The sequence below is a fragment of the Arthrobacter sp. E70 genome (assembly GCF_058266945.1).
Window position 1 is genome coordinate 87,953 of the sequence record NZ_JBYQFR010000007.1, and the last position, 23,152, is coordinate 111,104.

The 23,152-nt window shown below is 68.2% G+C and carries 21 protein-coding genes; 12 read left to right on the forward strand and 9 right to left on the reverse strand.

The window, feature by feature from the left end:
* Positions 1 to 28: 28 nt before the first annotated feature.
* Both AC3IMC_RS10550 and AC3IMC_RS10555 read right to left on the reverse strand, forming a co-directional pair.
* Entirely contained in the window at positions 29 to 262 is a 234-nt protein-coding gene (locus AC3IMC_RS10550; RefSeq protein ID WP_490918506.1) for a hypothetical protein, read from the reverse strand.
* A 128-nt stretch (positions 263 to 390) separates the two neighbouring features.
* Positions 391 to 1,797: an amidase gene (locus AC3IMC_RS10555; RefSeq protein ID WP_490918507.1), complete on the reverse strand. Its 1,407-nt coding sequence runs from the start codon at positions 1,795 to 1,797 to the stop codon at positions 391 to 393.
* A gap of 207 nt (positions 1,798 to 2,004) precedes the next feature.
* Here AC3IMC_RS10555 and AC3IMC_RS10560 point away from each other — a divergent pair, with 207 nt between their 5' ends.
* The 3 genes from AC3IMC_RS10560 (at position 2,005) to AC3IMC_RS10570 (ending at position 3,604) form a co-directional block, all read left to right on the forward strand.
* The gene (locus tag AC3IMC_RS10560) at positions 2,005 to 2,331 is read left to right on the forward strand and encodes a rhodanese-like domain-containing protein (RefSeq protein WP_221384635.1); all 327 of its coding nucleotides are present in this window, start codon (positions 2,005 to 2,007) and stop codon (positions 2,329 to 2,331) included.
* The gene (pheA, locus tag AC3IMC_RS10565; protein WP_490918508.1) at positions 2,331 to 3,308 is read left to right on the forward strand and encodes a prephenate dehydratase; all 978 of its coding nucleotides are present in this window, start codon (positions 2,331 to 2,333) and stop codon (positions 3,306 to 3,308) included. The genes AC3IMC_RS10560 and pheA overlap by 1 nt, the downstream gene beginning before the upstream one ends.
* 92 nt (positions 3,309 to 3,400) lie before the next feature.
* On the forward strand, positions 3,401 to 3,604 hold the full coding sequence (locus AC3IMC_RS10570) for a hypothetical protein (protein WP_490918509.1): 204 nt from the start codon (positions 3,401 to 3,403) through the stop codon (positions 3,602 to 3,604).
* 39 nt (positions 3,605 to 3,643) lie between these two features.
* Here the strand turns inward: AC3IMC_RS10570 and AC3IMC_RS10575 are convergent, their stop codons facing one another.
* Entirely contained in the window at positions 3,644 to 4,723 is a 1,080-nt protein-coding gene (locus AC3IMC_RS10575; protein WP_490918510.1) for a diacylglycerol/lipid kinase family protein, read from the reverse strand.
* Positions 4,724 to 4,812: 89 nt separating this feature from the next.
* Between AC3IMC_RS10575 and serS the strand changes: the two genes are divergently transcribed.
* On the forward strand, positions 4,813 to 6,093 hold the full coding sequence (gene serS / locus AC3IMC_RS10580) for a serine--tRNA ligase (RefSeq protein ID WP_490918511.1): 1,281 nt from the start codon (positions 4,813 to 4,815) through the stop codon (positions 6,091 to 6,093).
* Positions 6,094 to 6,178: 85 nt separating this feature from the next.
* Here serS and AC3IMC_RS10585 read toward each other — a convergent pair whose 3' ends face one another.
* Complete coding sequence (locus tag AC3IMC_RS10585) at positions 6,179 to 7,174, reverse strand: hypothetical protein (RefSeq protein ID WP_490918512.1); 996 nt, start codon at positions 7,172 to 7,174, stop codon at positions 6,179 to 6,181.
* A 257-nt stretch (positions 7,175 to 7,431) separates the two neighbouring features.
* Between AC3IMC_RS10585 and AC3IMC_RS10590 the strand changes: the two genes are divergently transcribed.
* Positions 7,432 to 8,331 carry an HAD family hydrolase gene (locus AC3IMC_RS10590; RefSeq protein WP_490918514.1) on the forward strand — a complete coding sequence of 300 codons (900 nt, stop codon included), beginning with the start codon at positions 7,432 to 7,434 and terminating at the stop codon, positions 8,329 to 8,331.
* A gap of 68 nt (positions 8,332 to 8,399) precedes the next feature.
* The gene (locus AC3IMC_RS10595) at positions 8,400 to 8,984 is read left to right on the forward strand and encodes a histidine phosphatase family protein (RefSeq protein WP_490918515.1); all 585 of its coding nucleotides are present in this window, start codon (positions 8,400 to 8,402) and stop codon (positions 8,982 to 8,984) included.
* A gap of 80 nt (positions 8,985 to 9,064) precedes the next feature.
* Here the strand turns inward: AC3IMC_RS10595 and AC3IMC_RS10600 are convergent, their stop codons facing one another.
* On the reverse strand, positions 9,065 to 9,664 hold the full coding sequence (locus tag AC3IMC_RS10600; RefSeq protein ID WP_490918517.1) for a hypothetical protein: 600 nt from the start codon (positions 9,662 to 9,664) through the stop codon (positions 9,065 to 9,067).
* 170 nt (positions 9,665 to 9,834) lie between these two features.
* Complete coding sequence (locus AC3IMC_RS10605; protein WP_490918518.1) at positions 9,835 to 12,066, reverse strand: catalase; 2,232 nt, start codon at positions 12,064 to 12,066, stop codon at positions 9,835 to 9,837.
* 109 nt (positions 12,067 to 12,175) lie between these two features.
* Between AC3IMC_RS10605 and AC3IMC_RS10610 the strand changes: the two genes are divergently transcribed.
* A complete protein-coding gene (locus AC3IMC_RS10610; protein WP_490918519.1) occupies positions 12,176 to 14,602 on the forward strand; it encodes a phosphoketolase family protein in 2,427 nt (808 codons plus the stop codon).
* Between the two features lies 1 nt (position 14,603).
* Here the strand turns inward: AC3IMC_RS10610 and AC3IMC_RS10615 are convergent, their stop codons facing one another.
* The 3 genes from AC3IMC_RS10615 to AC3IMC_RS10625 all read right to left on the reverse strand — a co-directional run bounded on the left by AC3IMC_RS10615 (position 14,604) and on the right by AC3IMC_RS10625 (position 17,403).
* Entirely contained in the window at positions 14,604 to 15,353 is a 750-nt protein-coding gene (locus AC3IMC_RS10615; RefSeq protein WP_490918521.1) for a DUF429 domain-containing protein, read from the reverse strand.
* Positions 15,354 to 15,360: 7 nt separating this feature from the next.
* Entirely contained in the window at positions 15,361 to 16,704 is a 1,344-nt protein-coding gene (locus tag AC3IMC_RS10620) for a carboxylesterase family protein (protein WP_490918523.1), read from the reverse strand.
* A 210-nt stretch (positions 16,705 to 16,914) separates the two neighbouring features.
* Positions 16,915 to 17,403 (reverse strand): inorganic diphosphatase, encoded by a 489-nt coding sequence (locus tag AC3IMC_RS10625; protein WP_236800566.1) that lies wholly within the window; start codon positions 17,401 to 17,403, stop codon positions 16,915 to 16,917.
* Positions 17,404 to 17,556: 153 nt separating this feature from the next.
* Here AC3IMC_RS10625 and dacB point away from each other — a divergent pair, with 153 nt between their 5' ends.
* The 5 genes from dacB (at position 17,557) to AC3IMC_RS10650 (ending at position 23,151) form a co-directional block, all read left to right on the forward strand.
* Positions 17,557 to 19,062: a D-alanyl-D-alanine carboxypeptidase/D-alanyl-D-alanine endopeptidase gene (gene dacB / locus AC3IMC_RS10630; protein WP_490918524.1), complete on the forward strand. Its 1,506-nt coding sequence runs from the start codon at positions 17,557 to 17,559 to the stop codon at positions 19,060 to 19,062.
* A 94-nt stretch (positions 19,063 to 19,156) separates the two neighbouring features.
* Entirely contained in the window at positions 19,157 to 20,302 is a 1,146-nt protein-coding gene (locus AC3IMC_RS10635; RefSeq protein WP_490918692.1) for a zinc-dependent metalloprotease, read from the forward strand.
* 108 nt (positions 20,303 to 20,410) lie between these two features.
* On the forward strand, positions 20,411 to 21,484 hold the full coding sequence (gene tilS, locus AC3IMC_RS10640; RefSeq protein ID WP_490918693.1) for a tRNA lysidine(34) synthetase TilS: 1,074 nt from the start codon (positions 20,411 to 20,413) through the stop codon (positions 21,482 to 21,484).
* A 31-nt stretch (positions 21,485 to 21,515) separates the two neighbouring features.
* Positions 21,516 to 22,067, forward strand: coding sequence for a hypoxanthine phosphoribosyltransferase (hpt, locus tag AC3IMC_RS10645; protein WP_131132307.1), 552 nt, complete (start codon positions 21,516 to 21,518; stop codon positions 22,065 to 22,067).
* Positions 22,068 to 22,083: 16 nt separating this feature from the next.
* Positions 22,084 to 23,151, forward strand: a complete 1,068-nt coding sequence (locus AC3IMC_RS10650; RefSeq protein WP_490918525.1) for a LacI family DNA-binding transcriptional regulator — start codon at positions 22,084 to 22,086, stop codon at positions 23,149 to 23,151.
* Position 23,152 lies beyond the last annotated feature (1 nt).

Below are 23,152 nucleotides of genomic sequence, written 5' to 3' on the forward strand. Positions count from 1 at the left end.
CTGCCCTTTAATCGTCCTCCTGATAGGCCTAGGAGTCGAGGTTCCCGGCCACCACTTCCTGCGCCTCCTGCGGCTGATGGAATTCGCACGGTCCGTGGTGGCGCAGCGGGAGCAGGCAGGTCCGGCCGGTCGGCAGGTGGACCAGCGCGCAGCGGCCGGCCATGGCCAGGTCCTCCCTGACATTGGTGTTGCTGAGGTCCGGACGGGCTTCCGCTTCAGATGACGCGTCCTCAGTGCTGGGTGCGGGGTGGTCAGGGTTCATCTCGGGCAACTCCTCGTCGGGCTGGTGTCGAGTGGAGGGTGCGGTACCTTTCCAGTCTGCTCCGGCGGGGTTACAGGCGGGTTAATCCGGCGTTAGGTTCAGGTCAACAGGGATGCACGCATCCGACGCTAGTACCCCAACTGGTGCGCTACCTGCAGCAGGAGTGCTTCGGAACCCATAGGACCGACCAGCTGGATCCCCATCGGCAGGCCCTGCCCGCCTGCACTGCCGGTCCAGTGCACGGGGATGGTGATGGCCGGCAGCCCGCAGACATTGACCAGCGAAGACCACGGCGCGAATTCGCACTGCCTGCGGTAGTCGCCGTCGGCGTCCCCCGGCCAGTGCGCCGACGGCCACCGGTCGCCGCCGTGTTCGGTCCCCGTGAACCAGCCCACGGGCCGCGGCGTCTGTGCCAGGGCCGGCATCAGCAGCAGGTCCCACTGCGCAAACTGGGCCACGGTGTCATGCTCGAACTGGCGCAGGAAAGCCAGCGCCTCGGCGAGCTTGGCCGGGCTGCGCTGCTGCGCCCGCCGCCGGAACGTCCGGGTCAGCGGTGCCAGCAGCGCTTCCCGGGAGGGGTTGATCCGCGCTGCCCCCACCCCAGCGGTCCAGGCGGTGGTGAAAGCGTCCGGGTAGCGGTTGTCGTAGCGGATGGATGCATCGCTGAGCACGTGGCCCGCGTGCTCCAGCAGTGCCTCGCCGGTTCGGAGCGCGTCGAGGGCTTCGGGCTCCGGGGTGAAGGGAAAGGTGGCGGCCCACGGGCTGTCCAGTGTGACGCCGATCCGCAGCCGTGGCGGCGACTCGCCGATTGCCGCAAGGAACTGGCCTCCGGGTACCAGGGCGTCCATCATCAGTGCGGCGTCGGCTGCGCTCCTGGCCAGCGGGCCGGGCACCACCAGCCGGGCCGGATCACCCGCGCTTTCCCCGGCGACCACCAGGCCCCGGCCCGGCTTCAACCCCACCAGCCCGCATGCCGCAGCCGGAATACGTACCGATCCGCCGCCGTCGGTCCCGGGTGCGAAGGGCAGCAGGCCGGCCGCCACCGCCGCGGCGCTGCCGCCGGATGAACCTCCCGAACTCCTGCTCAGGGCATGGGGGTTGCGCGACGGCGGTGCGATGCGGTTTTCGCTGTAGGCCGTCAGTCCGAATTCGGGAACCTGCGTCTTTCCCAGGGTGAGCGCGCCGGATTCCTTGAAGAGGGACACCAGGGGTGCGTCTGCCGGCGCCGGCTTGTGGTCCAGGGCCGCGCTGCCGTGGGTGGTCACCACCCCCGCAACATCCGTGAGGTCCTTGAAGGCCAGCGGCATGCCGTGCAGCATGGGCAGGTCCGCCGCGTCTGTCATCCCGTGCAGGGAGTCGGCCGCCCGGGCCTGTTCCATGGCGAGGTCCGCCGTGACGGTGATGAAGGCGCCGAGGAGAGGGTTCTTGTGCTCGATCCTGGCAAGGAAATGGGAGGCGGCCTCAACCGCTGAGACCCCACCATGCCTTAGCTGGTCCCGCAGGGTCACCGCCGAAAGCTCGTTCAGTTCAGTCAAGGAGGCGCCAGTCCAGGATGTGGTTGCGCCCCGGGACGAAAGTCTCGGGGGCAGGCGGGTGGACGTTCGGCTCTGCGGGCAAGGCAACCTCCTCGGCGCTTCCAGCCTAGCCTGCCCTGCGCCGTGCCACCCGGAGGGTGGCACGGCCCCCGCACCACGGAAGGACTAGGCTTAATGCTGACTCTGATCCGCCAAGACAGGACTCCGATGAGCGATTTCCAGACCGTCCCCGTCCACGACATCCCGGCTGACGCCGTCATCCTGGATGTGCGCGAGGACTACGAATGGGTTGCCGGGCACGCCGAAGGCGCCCTCCACATCCCGATGGACCAGATTCCGGCGCGGCTGGGGGAACTCGACCCGGATGAGGATCTCTACGTCATTTGCCGCACCGGCGGCCGGTCGTTCCGCGCCGCGCAGTGGCTGACCGCGCAGGGCTACACCGCCATCAACGTCTCGGGCGGCATGGACCAGTGGCTGGAGGACGGCAAGCCGCTGGTCTCCGACAACGGGCTCAAGCCGATGGTGCTTTAGTGCAGCCTGCTCCCACCTACGCATTCCTGGGGCCGGAGGGGACGTTCACGGAGGCTGCCCTCATGCAGGTCCCCGGCGCCGCGGAGGCCACCCGGGTGCCGGCGTCCAACGTCAATGCTGCGCTGGACCAGGTGCGCTCCGCGTCCGCGGACGCTGCAATGGTCCCCATTGAAAACTCGGTGGAGGGCGGCGTAACAGCCACGCTCGACGCCATCGCCACCGGCCAGGAACTCCGGATTATCCGGGAGGTCCTGGTCCCCATCAGCTTCGTCCTGGTGGCGCGCCCGGGTGTCCCGTTGCAGGACGTCCGGCGGGTCTCCACCCACGGCCACGCATGGGCACAGTGCCGGCTGTGGATGGACCAGAACATACCTGGCGCGGAATATGTTCCCGGCTCGTCCACCGCGGCTGCCGCCCTCGGCCTGCTCGAGGACGAGGGCCACTACGACGCAGCCATCTGTGCACCGCTGGTGGCTGAGGAGAACTCCGGCCTCGAAGTGCTGGCGGAGAACATCGGTGACAACCCGGGCGCAGTGACCCGCTTCGTCCTGGTCAGCCGTCCCGGCACACTGCCTGCCCCAACCGGCGCTGACAAAACCACCCTTGTGGTGCCGCTTCCCGAAGACCGCCCAGGGGCCCTCATGGAGATCCTGGACCAGCTCGCAAGCCGCGGGGTCAACCTTAGCCGCATCGAATCCCGGCCCACCGGGCAGTATTTGGGGCATTACTTCTTCAGCATCGATGCCGAGGGCCACGCCTGCGAGGCGCGCGTGGCCGATGCCCTGGCCGGCCTGCACCGCATCAGCCCGGGGACACGTTTCCTCGGCTCGTATCCCCGCGCGGACAGGCAAACCACCGTGGTGGCTGCACACACCTCCGACGACGCCTTCGCCGCTGCGCGGGCATGGGTTGGTTCGTTGCTCCGAACGGAATTTCCCGCAGGTGAAAGCGGTTCCGCAGCTTCGCCCACAGCGTAGGCGAATGCCCTTCCGAGTACTTCCGCGGGCTGTGGACAATGCGTATGCTTGCTTGATCCACATGGGGGAGGCCCCAACGAAGGGAGCGGGTCATGACCAGCAGCACTGACAACGACGGCCAGGGGATGATCGTCAATCCCAAGCCGGCCAAGGAGAACCAGGACTGGGACGGGGACGACGCCGACCGCGCCGACCGCCTCCGCTTTGAAGAGGAGCAGGCCATGATCCGCGAACAGTCTGAGGCCCACGCCGCCGCCAAAACTGCCGCCGACGCCGCGAAGGAAGCCGGCGCCTGAAGCCGGCGCCTGAAGCGCACAACCTGCGCTGCGGCAAGGCTAGGCCGCGGCCCCGGCTGCGCCGGCAACCTCCCCGCGTACCCGTACCAGCAGTGACCGCGGCTCCACCTGGACCGTGAGCCGCGTTGCCTCTCCCGACGTATCGCCGTCGAGCTGGGTAGGCATGGGCTCGGGGCACTTGATCAAAACCCTGCCTGACCGGTAGACGGTCATGATAGGCAGCTTGCCACTGTGCTTGAACATGATCTTCACGTACAGCAGCAGCCAGCCCAGGGCGCTGCGGGGACTCATCACCACCACATCGAGCATGCCGTCGTCGATCATGGCCTGCGGGATGAAGTCGATGCCGCCGGGCACCAGGCCGCAGTTGGCGAACAGCACGCTGCGGATGTTCCGGACCTGTTCCGGGCTGCCGTCCAGGGAGATGGACACCTTCTTGCGCCGACCCGGCAGGTGGCGCATGCCCGCCTCCGTGTACGCAAGCCAGCCCACGGCCTTCTTCAGGCCGTCGTTCGTGTCGGCGAGGACTTCTGCGTCCATGCCAATCCCGGCAATCACCGTAAACACGTGTTCCGAGTAGGTCCCCGTGCGGGAATTCTCGATCGCCATCCGGGCTGTATCGATATAGCGCTGGCGGCCGAACAGGGCGGTCTGGATGTTGCCGTGCAGGTCGTTGACGTCCAGGTCCACGTTCCTGGCGAGCAGGTTTCCGGTCCCCAGTGGAATGAGGCCCATGGCCACGTTGGTGTGGGCGAGGGCCTCAGCCACCACCCGCACGGTACCGTCGCCGCCGCCCACCAGGACGACGTCGGGCTTTCCCACCAGCGCCGCCTGCATCTGGGTGAAGCCCGGGTCCTCAGCCGTTGTCTCGTAAAAAACCGGTTCGTCCCAGCCGGCACTGCGGCAGGCCCGCTGGATGGCTGCCTTCGCCTCCTCCGCCCGCGCCTTGATGGGATTGATCAGGACGGCCACCCGCTGCTGCGCCAGCCCGGAATCGTAAGCCTCCCCGGCCACCGTGCTGCGCATGTGCAGCGCCTTGAGCCTGCGCACGCCCCACCAGCTGGAGATGGCAAAGGCAAGTGCCACCCCAATCAGCAGGTACAGAATCCAGTCGCTCATGGTGGTTCCACAGTAGCCCGGCGGACGGCACGGTGGGCCCACCGTCCCCGCCGCCCGCCGTCGTGCGCGGTATTGGATACCCTTGTCTGGTGATCGACGTAAAAGACCTCAGCGAAAACCCGGACAAGTTCCGTGCCAGCCAGCGCGCCCGCGGCGCCGACGAATCAGTGGTGGACGCGATCATCTCCGCAGATTCCGCCCGCCGCGCAGCACTGCTCCGTTTCGAGAACCTCCGCGCGGAGCAGAACGTGTTCGGCAAGAAGGTGGCGAAGGCCAAGGGTGAGGAGAAGCAGGCGCTGCTGGCCGAGGTCAAGGAGCTCGCAAACTCGGTCAAGGCCGCCTCCGCAGAGGCCGATGCCGCCCAGACCAAGCAGGAAGAACTGCTGCGCACCATCCCCAACCTCATCGAGGACGGCGTTCCTGAGGGCGGCGAGGACGACTACATTGTGGTCAAGACAGTGGGCACGCCGCGCGAATTCCCGGATTTCGAGCCCAAGGACCACCTGGAGATCGGCGAGCTGATCGGCGCCATCGACATGGAACGCGGCGCCAAGGTTTCCGGTGCCCGCTTCTACTTCCTCAAGGGCGTCGGCGCACGGCTGGAAATGGCGCTGCTGCAGATGGCCATGGACCAGGCCATCGAGGCCGGTTTCATCCCCATGATCACCCCTACCCTGGTGCGTCCGGAGACGATGCAGGGCACGGGCTTCGACGTAAAGCACGACGCCGAGATCTACCGTCTCGCAGAGGACGACCTGTACCTCGTGGGCACCTCCGAGGTGGCACTGGCCGGGTACCATGCCGACGAGATCCTGGACTTCTCAGCAGGCCCCATCCGTTACGCCGGCCAGAGCTCCTGCTACCGCCGCGAGGCCGGCTCCCACGGCAAGGACACCCGCGGCATCATCCGCGTGCACCAGTTCAATAAGGTGGAGATGTTCATCTACACCACCGTTGAAGAGGCCGCCGCCGAGCACCAGCGCCTGCTCGCGTGGGAAGAGGAGATGCTGGCCAAGTGCGAGCTGCCGTACCGCGTGATCGACACCGCCGCCGGCGACCTCGGCACCTCCGCAGCACGCAAGTACGACTGCGAAGCCTGGGTTCCCACCCAGGGCGCGTACCGCGAGCTGACGTCCACCTCCAACTGCACCACGTTCCAGGCGCGCCGCCTGAACATCCGCGAACGCGTGGTCAACGCCGAGGGCGTTTCCAAGGGCACCCGAGCCGTGGCCACCCTGAACGGCACCCTGGCCACCACCCGCTGGATCGTGGCCCTGCTTGAGCACCACCAGAACCCTGACGGCTCGGTCAACGTGCCCAAGGCGCTGCAGAAGTACCTCGGCGGCCTCGAGGTCCTCCCGGTCCTCTAGGTTCCCTTCTTGCTGGTGCACCCGGACACGGACAGTGCACCCCTGAACAGACAGTGCACCCCCGCGCTCGGGGGTGCACTGTCCGTTAACGGGTGCTGGATGGTCTGCTCCGGGTACTCGGCAGGCCTGCCTGCCGCAGGCGTGCCGCAAAGCGGGCAGAGTCAGAGGCCGTTGCCCAGTCCCATCGAACCACCCGGAAACCCGCTGCCCGCAGCCTGTCCTCGCGTCTCTTCTCCGCCAGTACGGCCTGCCGTGCCGTCCGCGTGCCCAGGTAGTCGTCACTGAGATACTTGGCGTCGCCGTCGAACTCCCCGATAAGCCGGTACTTGGGCCAAAAGAAGTCAGTCCGGGCCAGCAGCGAACCTTCCTGCCGGAACTTCGCCTGGAGCATAGGGGCCGGGAAGCCGAGAAGATGCATCTGTGCGCGGCTGAGCGATTCACCTGCCGACTCTGACTCGGACGATGCGAAGTCCAGCACCTGTGCCACCCACTTTCGGCGGGCTCCGGACCGGAGCCGGGCGGCCTTGCTCAGCAGTTCATCCTTGCCGAGCGCAGGTCCCGAAGGGCGGCGGCTGCTGATGGCGTGGTCCGCCAGCACTACTCCCGCCGCAAAGTTCTCCCTCGCAATGACTTCCACGACGGTCTCGGGCAGGGGAGTTACCTGAAGCCCTGCGTGCTCCACTGTGGCAGGTTGACCGGGATGCCTATGAACCCCGTAAGCGGTGATGTGTTCGAGTCCTGTATGACCGGACTTGTTGCACGCTGCGGAGGTGGTGGGTTGCTTCCGGCCGGTGTGTCCCCTGGACGCCCCGGACAGATGGACGTGTCCAGGAACTGCAAGCAGGTCCAAGTTCCAAACAGCAATCGCCGAGTTCAGGCAGAATGTGGAGCCCGGTAGTTCCAAGTCCACGGCGCGGACTGTCTGGAGGTACCTTTCCCACGGAGCCAGCGATACCCACGCTTCTTTCTCGGCGTAGACACCTTTGCGGACGCGGACAAATTCACCCTGCGCATAGCGCCGGCTGAGTGAACGGGTGTCCCCCGTGGTGCGGCGGAGGTCCTGCGCGGAGATCAGATACATGCCACTTATGGTCACCGGCCAATGGGCAGCTGTTGAAGCGGCCGGCCGGGGCATGTGGACAACCAGGAATCTCATATTCGCATCGGCCAATGGACCTGGCACCGGCGCGTGCGGGGGTGAGGTGTCCGCAGGCGGGTGCATAACGGAGACGCCGGCACAGCGCGGGGCATGTGGAAACCCGCCGTGTTTACCAACAGTTCAGTAAACCTGTGTCCTGCGTCCTAGCGCCTGTCAGTTACGTCTGCTTCACTGTTTCAATGACAACGCTGACTGAAACCTCAGTCGCCGGCAACGATGACCGGCGGGATAACAACCAGAACAACACGAACGGCTTCGCCGGCTCCACCAGCGCCTTCGCCAGCATCGACCAGAAACTCATGGTCGCCCTGGACGTGGACGGCACCTTGGTGGACCACGACGGACACATGACGCCGGGCGTGCGGGAAGCAGCGCAGGCGGTGGTCGCGGCGGGCCATGAGGTGATGATCGCCACCGGCCGGTCACTGAACGCCACGCTTCCCATCATCGAAAAGATCGGCATCGAATACGGATACGCCGTCTGCTGCAACGGCGGCGTGACCCTCCGGCTCCACCCGGGCCTTGAGAACGGCTACGAGGTGATCCACAAGGCCACGTTCGACCCCGCCCCGGCCCTGCGCGCCCTGCGTGAACGGCTTCCGTCCGCCAAGTACGCGCTGGAGGACGCCGACGGGAACTTCCTGTCCACCGAGCGCTTCCAGGACGCGAGCTTCGGCGTGGAGGCCGTGGGTGTCGACTTCCACACCATGCTGGAAGCGACCGCCGTGCGCGTGGTGGTGTTCAGCACCGAAAACACGCCCGAGGAGTTCAACGAGGCCATTGACCACGTGGGCCTCGCCGGGGTGACCTACTCCGTGGGCTGGACCGCGTGGCTGGACATCGCCGCCGCTGGTGTGACCAAGGCGAGCGCGCTCGAAAACCTCCGCCTGCGGCTCGGCATCGAACAGCACCTGACTGTGGCCGTCGGGGACGGACGCAATGACATCGAGATGCTCAGCTGGGCGGGCCGGGGCGTTGCCATGGGCCAGGCGCCGGCCGAGGTCATCGCTGCCGCCGACGAGGTCACCCATTCCGTGTTCGACGACGGCGCCGCCCACGTCCTGCGCAGCCTGCTGTAAGGCGCTGCAGGACACCGTCCGCTGCCGCGATTCCGGTGCCCGGACGCGGCCAAGGCAGAATAGAAGCCATGACCCTTACGACGTTCGCCCTCGTCCGCCACGGCCAGACCGACTGGAACGCCGAGCGCCGGCTGCAGGGATCCACCGACATCCCCCTGAACGACGTCGGCCGCGGCCAGGCGCGTGACGCCGTCGCCGTCCTTGCCCCGTACGAATGGGACGCCATCGTCTCCTCACCGCTGGGCCGCGCGGCCGAAACCGCGGACCTGATCGCTGAAGGCCTTGGACTGGCGGTGTCGCGTCGTGTCCCGGAACTGACCGAGCGCAGCTTCGGCCCGGCCGAGGGGATGCAGGCCGGCCCGGAACTCGATGCCCTGCGCGTTCCCGGCGGTTTCAAGGGTGCCGAGAGCGAGGACGAAGCCGCGGACCGCGGCCTGGCTGCACTGGAAGCCCTGGCGGAGGAGTTCCGCGGCCAGCGGCTGCTGGTGGTCACCCATGGGACCCTGCTGCGCGTCACCCTCAGCCGCGCCATCGGCCAGACCCTGGCCAGCGTGGACAACGCCGTGCTCAACCTGGCGCACCACCACGCGATCGATGGCTGGAAGCTGGAGTACTTCAACGGCGAACCCGTGATGGCTGCAACGGGCAGCTAAGCTACGCCGGCCAGGCTTCGCTGCGCCCCATTGACGACGGCGGGCCGCCGGGTTGGAGCCCGCGGCCAGGGCCAGCCGGTTTACCCCGCTTCGAGGATCAGTGCCAGCAACCGGGCGGCGGCCGGGCGGGCCGCGTGTTCTTCGTTCCACTGGGCGCGGGCAACGGCCTTGCTGACGGCCTGCGTGGTGATGCCCAGCTCCTGGGCCACGGCTTTCTGTTGGCCGCGGACTCCGGGGGTGAGCAGGTCCAGCACCCGCCACTCCGCATCGGAGCGCTCGCGCACGATGTGGCCCAGCAGCCGCAGCACGGCTTCGGCGTCGTGGGCGACGTCGGCCAGCGGCCCCTCCACCGCCACCGGAACGCGTTCCTTGCTGCTGCGGAGCCGGTCGACAGCCCGCCGCGCGTAGACCAGGCCATGGCCGGATGCGTCCTTGATCTGGTTGGGCAGCGGCTCGTCCACAGGCCCCACACCGATGCCGACATACCAGGAGCCGCTGCGCAGCGCGATCAGCGCCGCGTCCACCGCCTGGCCCGCACAATCGACAATGCCCTGAACTTCGTCCTCCACCGAGCGGTCAAAATCCAGGCGCGCGGGGATGTGCCGCAGGGCCTTGAGCAGCTGCGGAACCTGGTCGCCGTCGCGCCGGCTGTCCGTCTGGTTGATGGTCAGGGTGAACATTCTGGGTACACACTACCCGGAAGTAGGAACGGTGGGACTGCGAGTATTACGGCTGGTGGGCGGCCCGTGCACTTCCTGGTGGCGGCGCGGCTGAGGGTCCACAACCGGTGCTGCGGACCCTCAGTCAATGCTGGAGGACTAACCTCCGGCAGCCAGCCTTTCCTGCTCAATCACTGGGGCTGCCCGGCTGCCGCGCCGGTTGCCGCGAAACGCTCCCATGCGCGGTGGGCGGCGAGGAGCTCCTGGACCGCGGACGTTACGTCAGCCGCGTCCTGTCCTGCAGCAATGCCTGGCGCTTCGGACGGAATGCCTGCCGCAGCCAGGACGGACGAGCCGGAGCCCCACGTGCCGATGGCCTTCGCGTGACGGTAGGCCTCGGACACCATGAGGGCGACGCGGGGGTCGGAACTTTCAACAGGTTCCCCCGCTTTGGCGTCCCGCCCGGCGGTCGCGTCCGGCGCGGCATGGCGGCCGCCGGCGACGATCAAGGCGTCGAACTCGGTGGACCGCGCCGTCAGGAAGGTGCGCTGCACGGTGACCGAAAGCCCGTCGGAGGAAAGCACGCCCCCTGTTGGTGCGATGACCAGCGGGACCATGCCCCCGCCGTCGAGCGCGTCCCGGACGGCCGCCACCTGTGACAGGTCACTGGACGAATCGATGATGATGCCCACCACGCGCCCGGCAACCGGCCACGTGCCGCCCACCTGGGACAGCGCCGGGCTGGGGTCCCGGTCGGCGACCTCTTCAGAGGCCTTCGGAGCAGGCATGCCAAGGCCGGACGCGACGGCGGCGCAGAGCCCGGCATCGATGTTGGCCAGTGCCAGGAGCTGCCGTTCGCGGATGGCGGTTTCGTAGCATTTGCCGAGCTCGAACGTGTACGCCTGGATGACGTGGTCCTGTTCCACGGCGCTCAGGCTCCGGAAGAACAGCCGGGCCTGGCTGTAGTGGTCATCGAAGGAGGCAGGATTCCGCCGTTCCTTGATGGATTCGGCAACCGCTTCGGGCACGTCCACGAACGCCCCCATGTCCTGGCCGGCCAGGAACGGGCACCCGCCATCCAGGGAGTTGGGCCGGTACGGGGCAACGCCGGCGTGGACCGCTGTTTGGTGCATCCCGTCGCGGAGCATGTCGTTGACCGGAGCGTGCGGCCGGTTGATGGGGATCTGCGCGAAGTTGGGGCCGCCCAGGCGCGAGATCTGGGTGTCCAGGTAGGAGAACAGGCGCACCTGCAACAGTGGATCGTTGGTGACGTCGATGCCCGGAACCAGGTGTCCGGGGTGGAACGCCACCTGCTCGGTCTCCGCGAAGTAGTTCGTCGGGTTTGCGTTGAGGGTCATGAGCCCGATGGGCTGCACCGGCGCCAGTTCCTCGGGAACGAACTTGGTGGGGTCCAGCAGGTCGATGCCCTGGAACATCTGGTCCTCGGTGTCCGGGAACGTCTGGATGCCGAGTTCCCACTCCGGGTAGGCGCCGGCCTCGATGGCGTCGGCAAGGTCGCGCCGGTGGAAGTCCGGGTCCATGCCGTTGATGATCTGGGCTTCTTCCCACACCAGCGAGTGCACGCCCTGTTTCGGCTTCCAGTGGAACTTCACCAGGGTGGTGTCACCGGCGGCGTTGACGAGCCGGAAGGTGTGGACGCCGAAGCCTTCCATGGTCCGGTACGAGCGGGGGATGCCGCGGTCGGACATGTTCCACATGGTGTGGGCCTGCGCCTCGGTGTGGAGCGAGACGAAATCCCAGAAGGTGTCGTGAGCGCTCTGGGCCTGCGGAATCTCCCGGTCCGGATGGGGCTTGGCCGCGTGGACCACATCAGGGAACTTGATGCCGTCCTGGATGAAGAACACCGGAATGTTGTTCCCGACCAGGTCGTAGGTGCCCTCGTCCGTGTAGAACTTGGTGGAGAACCCTCGGGTGTCCCTGACTGCGTCAGCGGACCCGCGGGAGCCGAGCACGGTGGAGAAGCGGACGAATACCGGCGTTTCAACGTCGGGGGCCAGGAAACCTGCTTTGGTGACCTTCGACGCGGTCCCGTAGGAACGGAACACACCATGCGCCCCCGCGCCCCGGGCGTGGACAACGCGCTCCGGAATACGCTCGTGGTCAAAGTGGGTGATCTTTTCCCGCAGGTGGTGGTCCTGCAGCAGGATGGGACCGCGCGCCCCGGCTTTCAGGGAATGGTCGGTGTCCTGCAGCCGAAGTCCCTGGGCTGTGGTCAGGTACTGGCCGGACTGGGCGCGTGCGGTGGCCGGCGCACCGGTAGGGCTGCCGGTAGGCGACACGGCCTCCGGGCCACGCTGGTCCGGCTTGGGCGGCAACGGCTCCCGCGGGGTGGTGGGTTCTTCACGTGCCGGAGGTTCAGCGGAGGGAACCCCGGGAATCACAACGTCGTCTTCGGCTGGCATGTCTATCTCTCCCCACAGTAGATTTGCCCCAGCCCCCCATACCGGGAAGCTAAGCTTACTTACTACCCTACAGGCCGCCCGCGGCGGCACACCCGACGTAAGGATGGTTATGGCCGGCAGCACAGGGCAGGACGAGACGCAGCAGGAAGACATGCGGCAGGACGAGACGCAGCAGGACGGGCTCGAACTCGTGGACCGGTGGTGGCGGGCCGCCAACTACCTCTCCGTAGGGCAGATCTACCTGCGCTCCAACCCGCTGCTGCGCCAGCCCCTGAAACCGGAGGACACCAAGTCCCGCCTGCTGGGCCACTGGGGCACCACCCCCGGACTCAACTTCGTCTACGCCCACCTGAACCGCGTCATCCGCCGCGACTCAACCGAGATGCTCTTCGTTGCCGGTCCCGGCCATGGCGGCCCCGCCGTCGTCGCCAACGCCTGGCTGGAGGGAACGTACTCCGAAATCTATGCCCACGTGGGCAACGACGAGGCAGGCCTGGCCGAGCTGTTCCGCCAGTTCTCGTACCCCGGCGGCATCCCCAGCCACGCGGCTCCCGAAAGCCCCGGCTCCATCAACGAGGGCGGTGAGCTCGGGTACTCCCTGGCGCACGCCTACGGCACCGTGCTGGACAACCCCCAGCTGGTCACCGCCGTCGTGATTGGCGACGGCGAGGCTGAAACCGGCCCGCTGGCCGCCAGCTGGCACTCGCACAACTTCCTGGACCCGGCCGCGGACGGCGCCGTGCTGCCCATCCTGCACCTGAACGGCTACAAGATCGCCAACCCCACCGTCCTGGCCCGGATGCCCCAGGAACAGCTGGAGCAGCTGCTGCGCGGGTACGGCCACGAACCGCACTTCGTCACGGTAGCCGACCCGGACAACACCGAACAGGCGCACCGGGACTTTGCCGCGGTCCTGGACCGCTGCCTGGCGGAGATCCGTGCCATCCAGGACGCCCACCGGGCAGAGGGTGACCGCCGGGAATCGGGGGAGGGCGGACACCGCTGGCCCATGATCGTGCTGCGCTCGCCGAAGGGCTGGACGGGCCCGCGGGAGGTGGACGGGTTGCAGGTGGAAGGGACGTGGCGTGCCCACCAGGTGCCGCTGTCAGAGGTCCGGACCAACGGGGACCACCTCAAGCAACTGGAGGAATGGCTGCAGTCCTACCGCCCGGAAGAATTGTTCGACGGCGACGGCCGGCTCCGTCCCGACGTCGCCAGGGCAGCGCCCACCGGCGACTTCCGGATGAGCGCCACGCCGCACGCCAACGGCGGCCTGCTTCGCCGGGCCCTGAAACTGCCCGCCTACCGGGACCACGCCGTCGAGGTTCCGCGCCCAGGCACCGAACGCGTCAGCCCCATGATCACGCTGGGCGCCTGGATGCGGGACGTCATTGCGCAAAACATGGACAACTTCCGGCTGTTCGGGCCGGACGAGACGGCGTCAAACCGCCTGCAGGACGTCTACGAGGTCACTGACAAAGTGTGGCAGTACCGGATTGACGACGTCGACGAGCACCTTGCGCGGTCCGGGCGGGTCATGGAGGTGCTGAGCGAGCACCTGTGCCAGGGCTGGCTCGAAGGCTACCTGCTCACCGGCCGCCACGGGGTGTTCAACTGCTACGAGGCCTTCATCCACATCGTCGATTCCATGTTCAACCAGCACGCCAAATGGCTCAAGGTGCACCGCACGCTGCCGTGGCGCCAGCCGGTGGCGTCGCTGAACTACCTGCTGTCCTCGCATGTGTGGCAACAGGACCACAACGGCTTCTCGCACCAGGACCCGGGCTTCATCGACCACGCCGTGAACAAGAAGGCGGAGATCATCCGGGTGTACCTGCCGCCGGACGCCAACACCCTCCTGTCCGTCATGGAGCACTGCCTGGACTCCACCGACTACGTGAACATCGTGGTCAGCGGCAAACAGCCATCGCCCACCTGGCTGGGGCCCGCCGACGCCGCGAACCACTGCAGCCGCGGGCTGGGCATCTGGGGGTTCGCCGGATCCGAGGTGCCGGGCGAGGAGCCCGACGTCGTCCTGGCCTGCGCCGGCGACGTTCCCACCGTGGAGACCGTGGCCGCGGCGGAACTGCTCCGCGACGGTGCGCCGGGGCTGAAGGTGCGAGTGGTCAACGTGGTCGACCTGATGCGGCTCCAAGATGCCAGCGAGCACCCCCACGGGCTGCCGGCCAACGATTTCGACGGGATCTTCACCCCGGACAAGCCCATCATCTTCGCGTACCACGGCTACCCGGCCCTGATCCACCGCTTGGCGTACCGGCGGACCAACCAGCAGGGCCTGCACGTGCATGGCTACCAGGAGGAGGGGACCACCACCACGCCGTTCGATATGGCGATGATGAACCGGATCGACCGCTTCACCCTGGCGATCGACGCGATCGACCGCGTGCCGGGCCTCGCGGAACGGTATTCACTCCTGCGCCAGGACCTGCAGGACCGGCGGGACCGCGCCCGCGGACATACGCGGACCCACGGCGAGGACCCGGAGGAGATCCGGAACTGGAAGCTCGGCGGGTAGCTTACTGAAGCCCGTCCAGTCCGCAGGAGGGCAGGTGGATCCAGCCTTCGCTGCGGGCGGACTCCGCATGGGCGGCATCCGGCTGGAGAGTGAGCCCGCGCGCCACGGCGCGTGCCGTGAGGGCGGCGATGACGGCGTCGAACAAGTCGTCCGAGCCGGCCAGGCTGTCCCGGTACCCGCCCAGGTCCAGCCAGGGCGCCTGTTCCTCAAGAGCCGACAACAGGAGGCCAAGGCGTTCCGCTTCGGGCACGCCCCGGCCCTTGTAGCCGCGCCCGTTGAGCCCCCAGATCTTCAGCGAAGCCGCCGGGTACACCTCGGCTAGCCGCCCCGAGCCGTCCCGCGGCTGGGGCCCATGCAGTGACGCGATCTTCGCCTGGATCACCGCGCAGCGCATGGCAGGATGCGCCAGCCTGTCCGCGGATACGCTGAGCGGGATCAGCCCGGTGTGCGCGGTGGTGAACCTGTCGGTGTCGCGGTAGGCGAGCAGCCGCCGGCCCGCGATTCCATCGTGCTCCAGGACCGGCGCGGGGTCGAAGTTGAGGTGGCCGGTGAGGAACGGAATGAGTGCGTCAGGCCAGCCCACGGGACAGTCGACGCCGGCCGTGTCACAGGTGCCGAAGAGGTCCACGATTTCCTGGTCGTCCACGTCCAGGGCCAGGTGGGTGAGCCGGGCCGGGTTGCCGCTCCAGTCGATGACGGCCACCGCGGTCTTCTTCGTGGCCGCCGCGAGGTCCACGCCGAGGGTTCTCACGGGGTACTCAGGCAGCCCGGTACCGCAGCACGCCGGGAATTTCCCCGGACGCGCCCAGGTCCCCGCCCCGCGCAAAGCCGGCCCACAGCGCCCGCAGTTCGCGGCCCGCTGCTTCCACATCCTCCCAGCGGGCACCGTCGATCAGCCCCACGCCGTCCCACGTTTTCCTGGTGCCAAGCAGCAAGGGCAGGTCCACGGTGTGGGCGGCACCGAAGATGTTGCCGGGCGCATGCCAGTCCAGGACGTAGCTGTGTGCCCGTCCCCCTGCCTTGGCGTGCCGGCGGGCGAACCGTCTGGTGGCCCGGCCGTACACGGTCTCGGTGACAGCCCGGTCAATGGCGCGCACGGCGGCGGAACCCACCACCGGGACGCCGGCCAGGCGCATCAGGCGCGGGCTGCGGGGGAGGAAGAGCCGGGCCTCCTCGGAGGTGTGGCCGATCAGCACTTCGATGGCCGCAGCGTTCCGGTTCCAGGCTGCTTCGATGCCCGACTCCTCCGGGAGGGGGTCGTGGCCGTACTGGGTGCCGAAGGGCATGGCGGCCAGCATGCCGAACTTCTTTGCCACCTGGGCAACCCGTGCCTCGAGCGCCACCACGTCCATGGCGGGCGTCTCCTCGGTCACGGAATCCGCGGCGATGCCCATGGCATGGTTCATCTTCGCCCGTCCGCGGGTGATGCCCAAGGGAGCGCTCTGGATGATGGCGCGCTGGAAGAGGGTGGGTGCCTCCGGGGTGGCCATCAGGTGGGCAATCGCGTCACCGCCCGCGGATTGGCCGAAGGCAGTCACACGGCCGGGGTCCCCGCCAAAAGCGGAGATGTTCCGCTGCACCCAGCGGAACGCTTCCAGCTGGTCCAGGAGCCCCAGGTTGCCGGGCCTGCCCGCAGGGGTGGCCAGGAAGCCGAAGAGCCCAAGCCGGTAGGTCACCGAGACGGCGATGACACGGTTTTCGGCCACCAGCCGGGCGGGATCGAAGATTGCCAGATCACCTGAGCCCGTGGTGTAGGAACCGCCGTGGATCCAGACCATGACGGGCAGCTGTTCGCCCGGCCGGAGGTCACCGGGCACCGTGATGGAAAGGTTCTGGCAGTCTTCGCTGCCGGGAAGCTCGCCGTACCTGGTGCCCAGGACGTCGTCGAGGAACGGCACCGGCGCCTGCGGGCAGGCCGGTGCAAGGGAGGTGGCGGAAAATTCTGCTGTCCAGCCGGCGGCAGGGGCTGGCGGCTGGAACCGCTTGGCGGTGGCGTAGGGGATGCCGGTGGCGCGGATAACGTCACCGTCGCGCCAACCGCTGACGGGGCCGCAGGGCGGGTGGAACAGGAGCTGGGAGGTCAGGGCTGGCTCGGAACTCACAGCCCCACCATGCCACAACTTCCTGAAACAACGACGGCGGGTGCCCGGCTTCGAAAAGCCGGGCACCCGCCGTCGAACGTGCTGTTGGTGGGTGGGCCCACGCCGTCAGGGTTCCCTGACCGAGCGAAGCGAGGTTAGGGGGACGGTGGGTGGGCCCACGCCGTCAGGGTTCCCTGACCGAGCGAAGCGAGGTTAGGGGGACGGTGGGGACTAGTGTCCGGACGGCACGTAGCGCTTGATGGAGGCTTCCAGCTCGGCTTCGGCGGCGGCGCGGTCGCCCCAGCCCTCAGCCTTGACCCACTTGCCCGGCTCCAGGTCCTTGTACCGGGTGAAGAAGTGCTCGATTTCCTTGATGAGGAACTCGTTGACGTCGCTGACTTCCTGGATGTGGTCGAAGCGGGCATCCACGGGAACGCACAGGATCTTGGCGTCTCCGCCGCCGTCGTCGGTCATGTTGAAGACGCCGATGGGGCGGGATTCGACGATCACTCCCGGGTGCAGGTCGAAGTCCTGCAGGAGCACCAGTGCGTCCAGCGGGTCGCCGTCCTCGCCGAGGGTGTTTTCGAAGTAGCCGTAGTGCGTGGGGTACTGCATGGACGTGAAGAGGACGCGGTCCAGGCGGACGCGGCCGGTCTCGTGGTCAACTTCGTACTTGACGCGGGACCCCTTGGGGATCTCGATGGTCACGTCGTGCTTCATGGAATGCTCCTCGGCAATAACAGGGGTTCGCGGCACTTCCGACGCTCGGCAAAAAGGAGTGTCGGTGCCGCCGACTATTATTGAGGATATAGCGAGAGGCCCTGGAATCAGGAACTTGTGGGGATATTTCAGGACTTGAGGACCAGCACCAGCATGACCAAAACAACCGGCCCGGAACGCCGGCGCGCCCGGCCCGCGCAGCGTTCCGGCGGCCTTCCCGCCGTGCTCGGGAGGTTGGTGCCGCTGGCCCTCGCCACCCTGCTCCTGGTTGCCCTCGCCATCCCGGCAGCCCTGCTGGTGGCGCCCGGCTTCGTCGGCCCCGAACCGTCCGCGCCGGCCCCTTCGCCACCCGCCTGGCAACAGGTTCCTGCCACCCTTTCGGCCCCGCAGGGGCTGGCGCCCCTGAAGCCCTCGGCCCAGGTGCCCGTAGCCTCAGCCGTGGCGGCCCAGGTGGATCCGGTGCTGAAGGCTGACGGCGGCGGGACGTTCACCGGCGTTGTCCAGGATGCGCTGACCGGCCAGGTCCTCTTTGACCGCGGCGGCGCGGAAAACCGGGTGCCGGCGTCGAACCTGAAACTGCTGACGGCTGTTGCCGCGCTGCGCACGCTGGGGCCGGACCACCGTTTCAGCACCCGCGTGGTGCCTGGCCCGGAGCCCGGACAGGTGGTGCTGGTGGGCGGCGGCGACGTCCTGCTGGCTGCGGGGGAGTCCCAGCCGCAGTCAACGATGGGCCATGCCGGCCTGGCCACCCTTGCCGCCCGCACGGTGGAGACCCTGCAGGCGGCGGGAACCACCGGCAGCATCAAGGTGCTGCTGGATGATTCCCTCTTCAGCGGCCCCGCCCTCAACCCCGCCTGGCAGGCAGGGGATGTGGAGGCTGGGGAGGTGGCGCCGCTGTACCCGCTGGCCCTCAACTCGGCCCGCTTCGACCCCGCCGTCACCACGGGTCCGCGGCCCCAGGACGCCGCCATGGCCGCCGGGGAGCAGTTCGCCGCGCGGCTTCGCGCCGCAGGTGCCGGGGCAGGGCTGACGGTCGCGGCCGGCGTCGAACGTACAGCCCACGCATCACCCCAGCAGGCCGTGCACCCCGCCGTCCTGGCGCAGGTCGATTCGGCCACGGTGGCCGAGCAGGTTGACCTGATGCTGCAGGTATCGGACAACTACCTGGCCGAAACCATGGGCCGGATGGCGGCGGTGGCCTCCGGCCAGCCCGGAAGCAGCGATGCAGCAGTTGGGGCGGTCACGGCCCAGCTGGCGGCGGCCGGCATCCCCGTGGACGCCCTGAAACTCGTGGACGTCTGCGGGCTGGCCATGGAAAACCGGGTGTCCGCCCGGCAGCTCACCGAGGCGGTCCGGGCCATCGCCTCCGGTACGGACAGCCGGCTCCGCGCCGCCCTGGACGGGTTTCCCGTGGCGGGCCTCACGGGCACGCTGGATATGCGGTACGGGGATGCCACTACGTCCGGCGGCGCTGGTCTGGTGCGGGCCAAGACCGGGACGTTGAACACCGTGCTGGCGCTGAGCGGCTATGTCGTTGACGCCGACGGGCGGCTTCTGGTGTTTTCGTTCGTCGGGAATGGGCTGACCCCCGGCGCGGCCGGCAACAAGGAGGCCCTGGACCGGGCGGCCACCGCGCTGGCCGGGTGCGGCTGCCGCTAGCGGGCAGTTCCCCGGTGGGCGAACTTAAAGCCGTTCCCCAGCCTCCTGTGTTCTGATGGGACCTATGGAGTCCACTTCACGCGAGTCCGCACCGATGCTGCCTTCAACGGAAAAGTCCTCAACGGGCCAGTCACCGGCAGCGCCATCCAACGCTGCGCCTTCCCTGATCAACTGGGACCTCGCGGCGTCGGCAGCAGCGCGGCTGGCTCCCGCCGGCCCGGTGCTCAGCCAGGCTGCCATCGGGGAGGCCGTGGACAGCCTGCGCCGGCTCGCGGACGCCTCTGTTCCGCACGTCCATGAGATCACAGGGCTGGAAGCGGCGCGGGACCTTCGGGATTCCTCCGTGCTGGTGGTGGACCGGGCGTCCTGGGCCAAGGCCAACACACAGAGCTTCGCCGTGATGCTGAAGCCCGCCATGCAGAAGATGCTGGACAACCGCCGCGGGACGCTGAGCCCGTCCGCCGCCAACGTCAGTGGCGCCATCACCGGCAGCCAGCTTGGTGCCGTCCTGGCCTTCCTCTCCAGCAAGGTCCTGGGCCAGTACGATCCCTTCGCGGCGCTGGCAGAAAACTCCACGGCACCCGCCGCCGGCAGGCTCCTGCTGGTGGCTCCAAACATCGTCTCGGTGGAGCGGGAACTCAACGTCACGCCGGAGGACTTCCGGCTCTGGGTCTGCCTGCACGAGCAGACGCACCGCGTGCAGTTTGCTGCCGCACCGTGGCTGCGGCACCACATGCTGGAACAGATCGATGAACTCAGCGGCCACCTGCTGGGCAACGTCGACACCCTGATGGAGCGCGCCTCGGCAGCCGCCCGTTCCCTCAAGGACCGCTCCGGCAACGGAAACACTCCGGGCCGCGGCGCCATCCTGGACCTGCTGCAGGACCCCGAGGAAAAGGCAGCCATCTCGCATCTCACCGCCGTGATGAGCCTCCTCGAAGGGCATGCGAACGTCGTGATGGACGCCGTCGACGCCAGCATCATCCCGTCCGTTAAAACCATCCGCCAGCGGTTCAACGACCGCGGCAAGGACCGCGGCGTCATCGAAAAGTTCATCCGCAGCCTCCTTGGCCTGGACGCGAAGATGCGCCAATACTCCGATGGCGCCCGCTTCGTCCGGGCCGTGGTTGACGTGGCCGGCATGGAAGGCTTCAACAAAGTGTGGGAGTCCGCGGACCACCTGCCCACCGAGCCCGAGATCCACGACGCCAAACTGTGGCTTGAGCGGATGGGGCTCTGATTGCCTGACGAGCACGTGCCCGCCAGCGGATCGGACGTCCCCGCATCACGCGGCAGCGGCCGACGGCGGCCCGGCAGGCTTGCGCCCATCGTCGGCACCGCCCGGAAAATGCTGGGTGACGCGTTGGCGCAGGCCGGGTACCCGCGGCACGTGGTGGTGGCCTGCAGCGGAGGCCCCGATTCCCTGGCGCTTGCCGCCATCGCAGCGTACTTCGCCCGCCGCGGCCATGTGGACGGCCACCCCGTGACGGCGGGCGCGGTGGTGGTGGACCACCAGCTGCAGGCCGGCTCCGCCGAGGTCGCCGCCCGCACCGCCCAGGCGCTGCAGGAACTCGGCCTCGCACCCGTGGACATCCGGACCGTCACGGTGGGCGGTGCCGGGATGGGCCCGGAAGCCGCCGCCCGGGAAGCCCGGCATGCCGCCCTGGAAGCCGCGGCAAGGGAACAGAACGCCGGTGCGGTCCTGCTGGGGCACACCCTCGACGACCAGGCGGAGCAGGTGCTCCTGGGCCTTGCCCGCGGTTCCGGAACCCGCTCGCTTGCCGGGATGCGGCCGGCCCGCGTCAGCCCCGGGGATGTCCTCCTGCTGCGCCCCTTCCTGGGCCTGCGCCGCGCGGATACCGAGGAGATCTGTGCGGTGGAGGAGTTGGACCCGTGGCACGATCCCACCAACAAGGACCCGGCCTACGCACGGTCGCGTACGCGGGTGGAAGTCCTCCCGCACCTCGAGGAAAAGCTGGGTCCCGGAGTCGCCGAATCGCTGGCCCGGACCGCCGCCATCCTGCAGCTGGACGCCGACTACCTGGAGGATGTGGCGGAAAGCACGTACGCGTCCCTCGTGGAGCGGGACGACAGGGAACTGGGCCTTCCCGAGGAGGCGCTGCGCGCCCTGGCCCCGGCCATCAGGTTCCGGGTCATTGCCAAGGCAGCGGCCGACGCCGGCGGGCAGCAGCCCAGTTACCGGCGCCTTTTGGCGGCGGAAGCGCTGCTGCGCCGGCAGGGATCTGCAGGGCCGGTGGAGCTTCCCGGGGGCGTCAGCGTGTACCGGTTGTCGCTGGCCCAGCTGGAAGGATCAAAGCCCGGCGCGCAGCCGGGGACGCCGGAGAGCCCCGGATCCGTTCCCCGTGAACGGGCGCGCTGTGGGAAGCTAGTATTCCGGCCGCACAAGCCGCCCGCAAAATAGTCGCACCCCCGCATCTAAACAGGAGCCATTGGTGGATTCAAACGACGTCCAGGCAGACCTCAAGCACGTTCTCTACACCAAGGAACAGATCCAGCAGCGCATCGCAGAACTCGCTGCGGAGATCGACAAGGACTACGAAGGCCGCGAGATCCTCATTGTGGGCGTCCTCAAGGGTGCCGTGATGGTCATGGCGGACCTTGCGCGCGCGCTGCACAGCCACATCTCCATGGACTGGATGGCCGTCTCCTCCTACGGCTCCGGCACCCAGTCGTCCGGGGTGGTGCGCATCCTGAAGGACCTGGACACCGACCTGATGGGCAAGGACGTGCTGATCGTCGAGGACATCATCGACTCCGGCCTCACCCTGTCCTGGCTGAAGACCAACCTTGAATCCCGCGGCACGGCATCGGTGGAGATCTGCACCGCTTTCCGCAAGCCGACGGCCGCCAAGGTGGAGATCGACGTCAAGTACGTCGGCTACGACATCCCCAACGAGTTCGTGGTGGGCTACGGCCTGGACTACGCCGAGAAGTACCGCAACCTGGACTTCGTGGGCACCCTCGCCCCCCACGTCTACGAGTAGGCTGCGCCGCACCATCGTGCCGCCCAACGATTTGCCCAGGAACGTCGGCATCAAGGACGTGGCACGGGCCGCCGGGGTGTCTGCCACCACGGTCTCCCATGTCCTCAATGACGTGTCCTATGCCAGGGTCAGCCCGGAGACCCGGGACAAAGTGAAGGCGGCTGCCGCCGAACTGGGCTACGGCCCCAACCGCCTGGCGCAGGCCCTGCGCAGCCGCAGGTCCGGCGTCCTTGGCCTGGTCAGCGAGGACGTGGCCACCACGCCGCATGCCGGCCGGATGATCCTCGGCGCAGACCAGGCCGCCCGGGCCCGCGGCTACACACTGATGCTCATCAATACGTCAGGCGCGGCCGGCCCGGACCTGCGTGACGCGGACGTCGAGTCGCTGTTGGAACGCCAGGTGGACGGGATCCTTTACGCCACCATGTACCACCGCCGCCTGCAGCCCCCGGCCAACCTGGGCAGGGTCCCGGCAGTCCTGGTGGACGCGGTCACCGCGGATGGCGGATTCCCGGCCGTAGTGCCGGACGAATACGGCGGGGCGGCGGCCGCGGTTGAAGCCCTGCTCGCCGCCGGCCACACCCGGATTGGGTTCCTGAACAACACCGAGGATGTTCCCTCAACGCACCTGCGCCTGCAGGGTTTCCGGGAGACGCTGACCCGCGCCGGAGTGGACGGCGGCTCCGCACCTGTCGTCACGGGGTCGTCCGATGCGGACGGGGGATACGCTGCTGCCGGCCGGATCCTCGACGGCGACAACCCGCCGTCGGGCCTGTTCTGCTACAACGACCGCATGGCCATGGGGGCGTACCGCGCCGCGGCCGAGCGCGGCCTGGCCATTCCCGGAGACCTGTCCATTGTGGGCTTCGATGACCAGGAACTGATCGCCGCCAACCTGCACCCGGGGCTGACCACCGTGGCCCTGCCGCACTATGCCATGGGCGCCTGGGCGGCGGACAGGCTCATCGACGTGATTGAAGCCGGCACCACCGGCCCGGTCCCGGAGCCGGTCCTCCTGGAGTGTCCGCTGGTCAGCCGGGGGTCCGTCGCTGCGCCGGGGGACGTGGCGCCGGCGAGGCCGTGAC

Coding starts and splice junctions, on each gene's coding strand:
- AC3IMC_RS10590 (WP_490918514.1), top strand. CDS start 7,432: ATGACAACGCTGACTGAAACCTCAGTCGCCGGCAACGATGACCGGCGG.
- AC3IMC_RS10570 (WP_490918509.1), top strand. CDS start 3,401: ATGACCAGCAGCACTGACAACGACGGCCAGGGGATGATCGTCAATCCC.
- AC3IMC_RS10560 (WP_221384635.1), top strand. CDS start 2,005: ATGAGCGATTTCCAGACCGTCCCCGTCCACGACATCCCGGCTGACGCC.
- AC3IMC_RS10595 (WP_490918515.1), top strand. CDS start 8,400: ATGACCCTTACGACGTTCGCCCTCGTCCGCCACGGCCAGACCGACTGG.
- AC3IMC_RS10575 (WP_490918510.1), bottom strand. CDS start 4,723: ATGAGCGACTGGATTCTGTACCTGCTGATTGGGGTGGCACTTGCCTTT.
- dacB (WP_490918524.1), top strand. CDS start 17,557: ATGACCAAAACAACCGGCCCGGAACGCCGGCGCGCCCGGCCCGCGCAG.
- AC3IMC_RS10600 (WP_490918517.1), bottom strand. CDS start 9,664: ATGTTCACCCTGACCATCAACCAGACGGACAGCCGGCGCGACGGCGAC.
- AC3IMC_RS10605 (WP_490918518.1), bottom strand. CDS start 12,066: ATGCCAGCCGAAGACGACGTTGTGATTCCCGGGGTTCCCTCCGCTGAA.
- tilS (WP_490918693.1), top strand. CDS start 20,411: ATGCTGGGTGACGCGTTGGCGCAGGCCGGGTACCCGCGGCACGTGGTG.
- AC3IMC_RS10625 (WP_236800566.1), bottom strand. CDS start 17,403: ATGAAGCACGACGTGACCATCGAGATCCCCAAGGGGTCCCGCGTCAAG.
- AC3IMC_RS10550 (WP_490918506.1), bottom strand. CDS start 262: ATGAACCCTGACCACCCCGCACCCAGCACTGAGGACGCGTCATCTGAA.
- AC3IMC_RS10610 (WP_490918519.1), top strand. CDS start 12,176: ATGGCCGGCAGCACAGGGCAGGACGAGACGCAGCAGGAAGACATGCGG.
- AC3IMC_RS10635 (WP_490918692.1), top strand. CDS start 19,157: ATGCTGCCTTCAACGGAAAAGTCCTCAACGGGCCAGTCACCGGCAGCG.
- AC3IMC_RS10585 (WP_490918512.1), bottom strand. CDS start 7,174: ATGTATCTGATCTCCGCGCAGGACCTCCGCCGCACCACGGGGGACACC.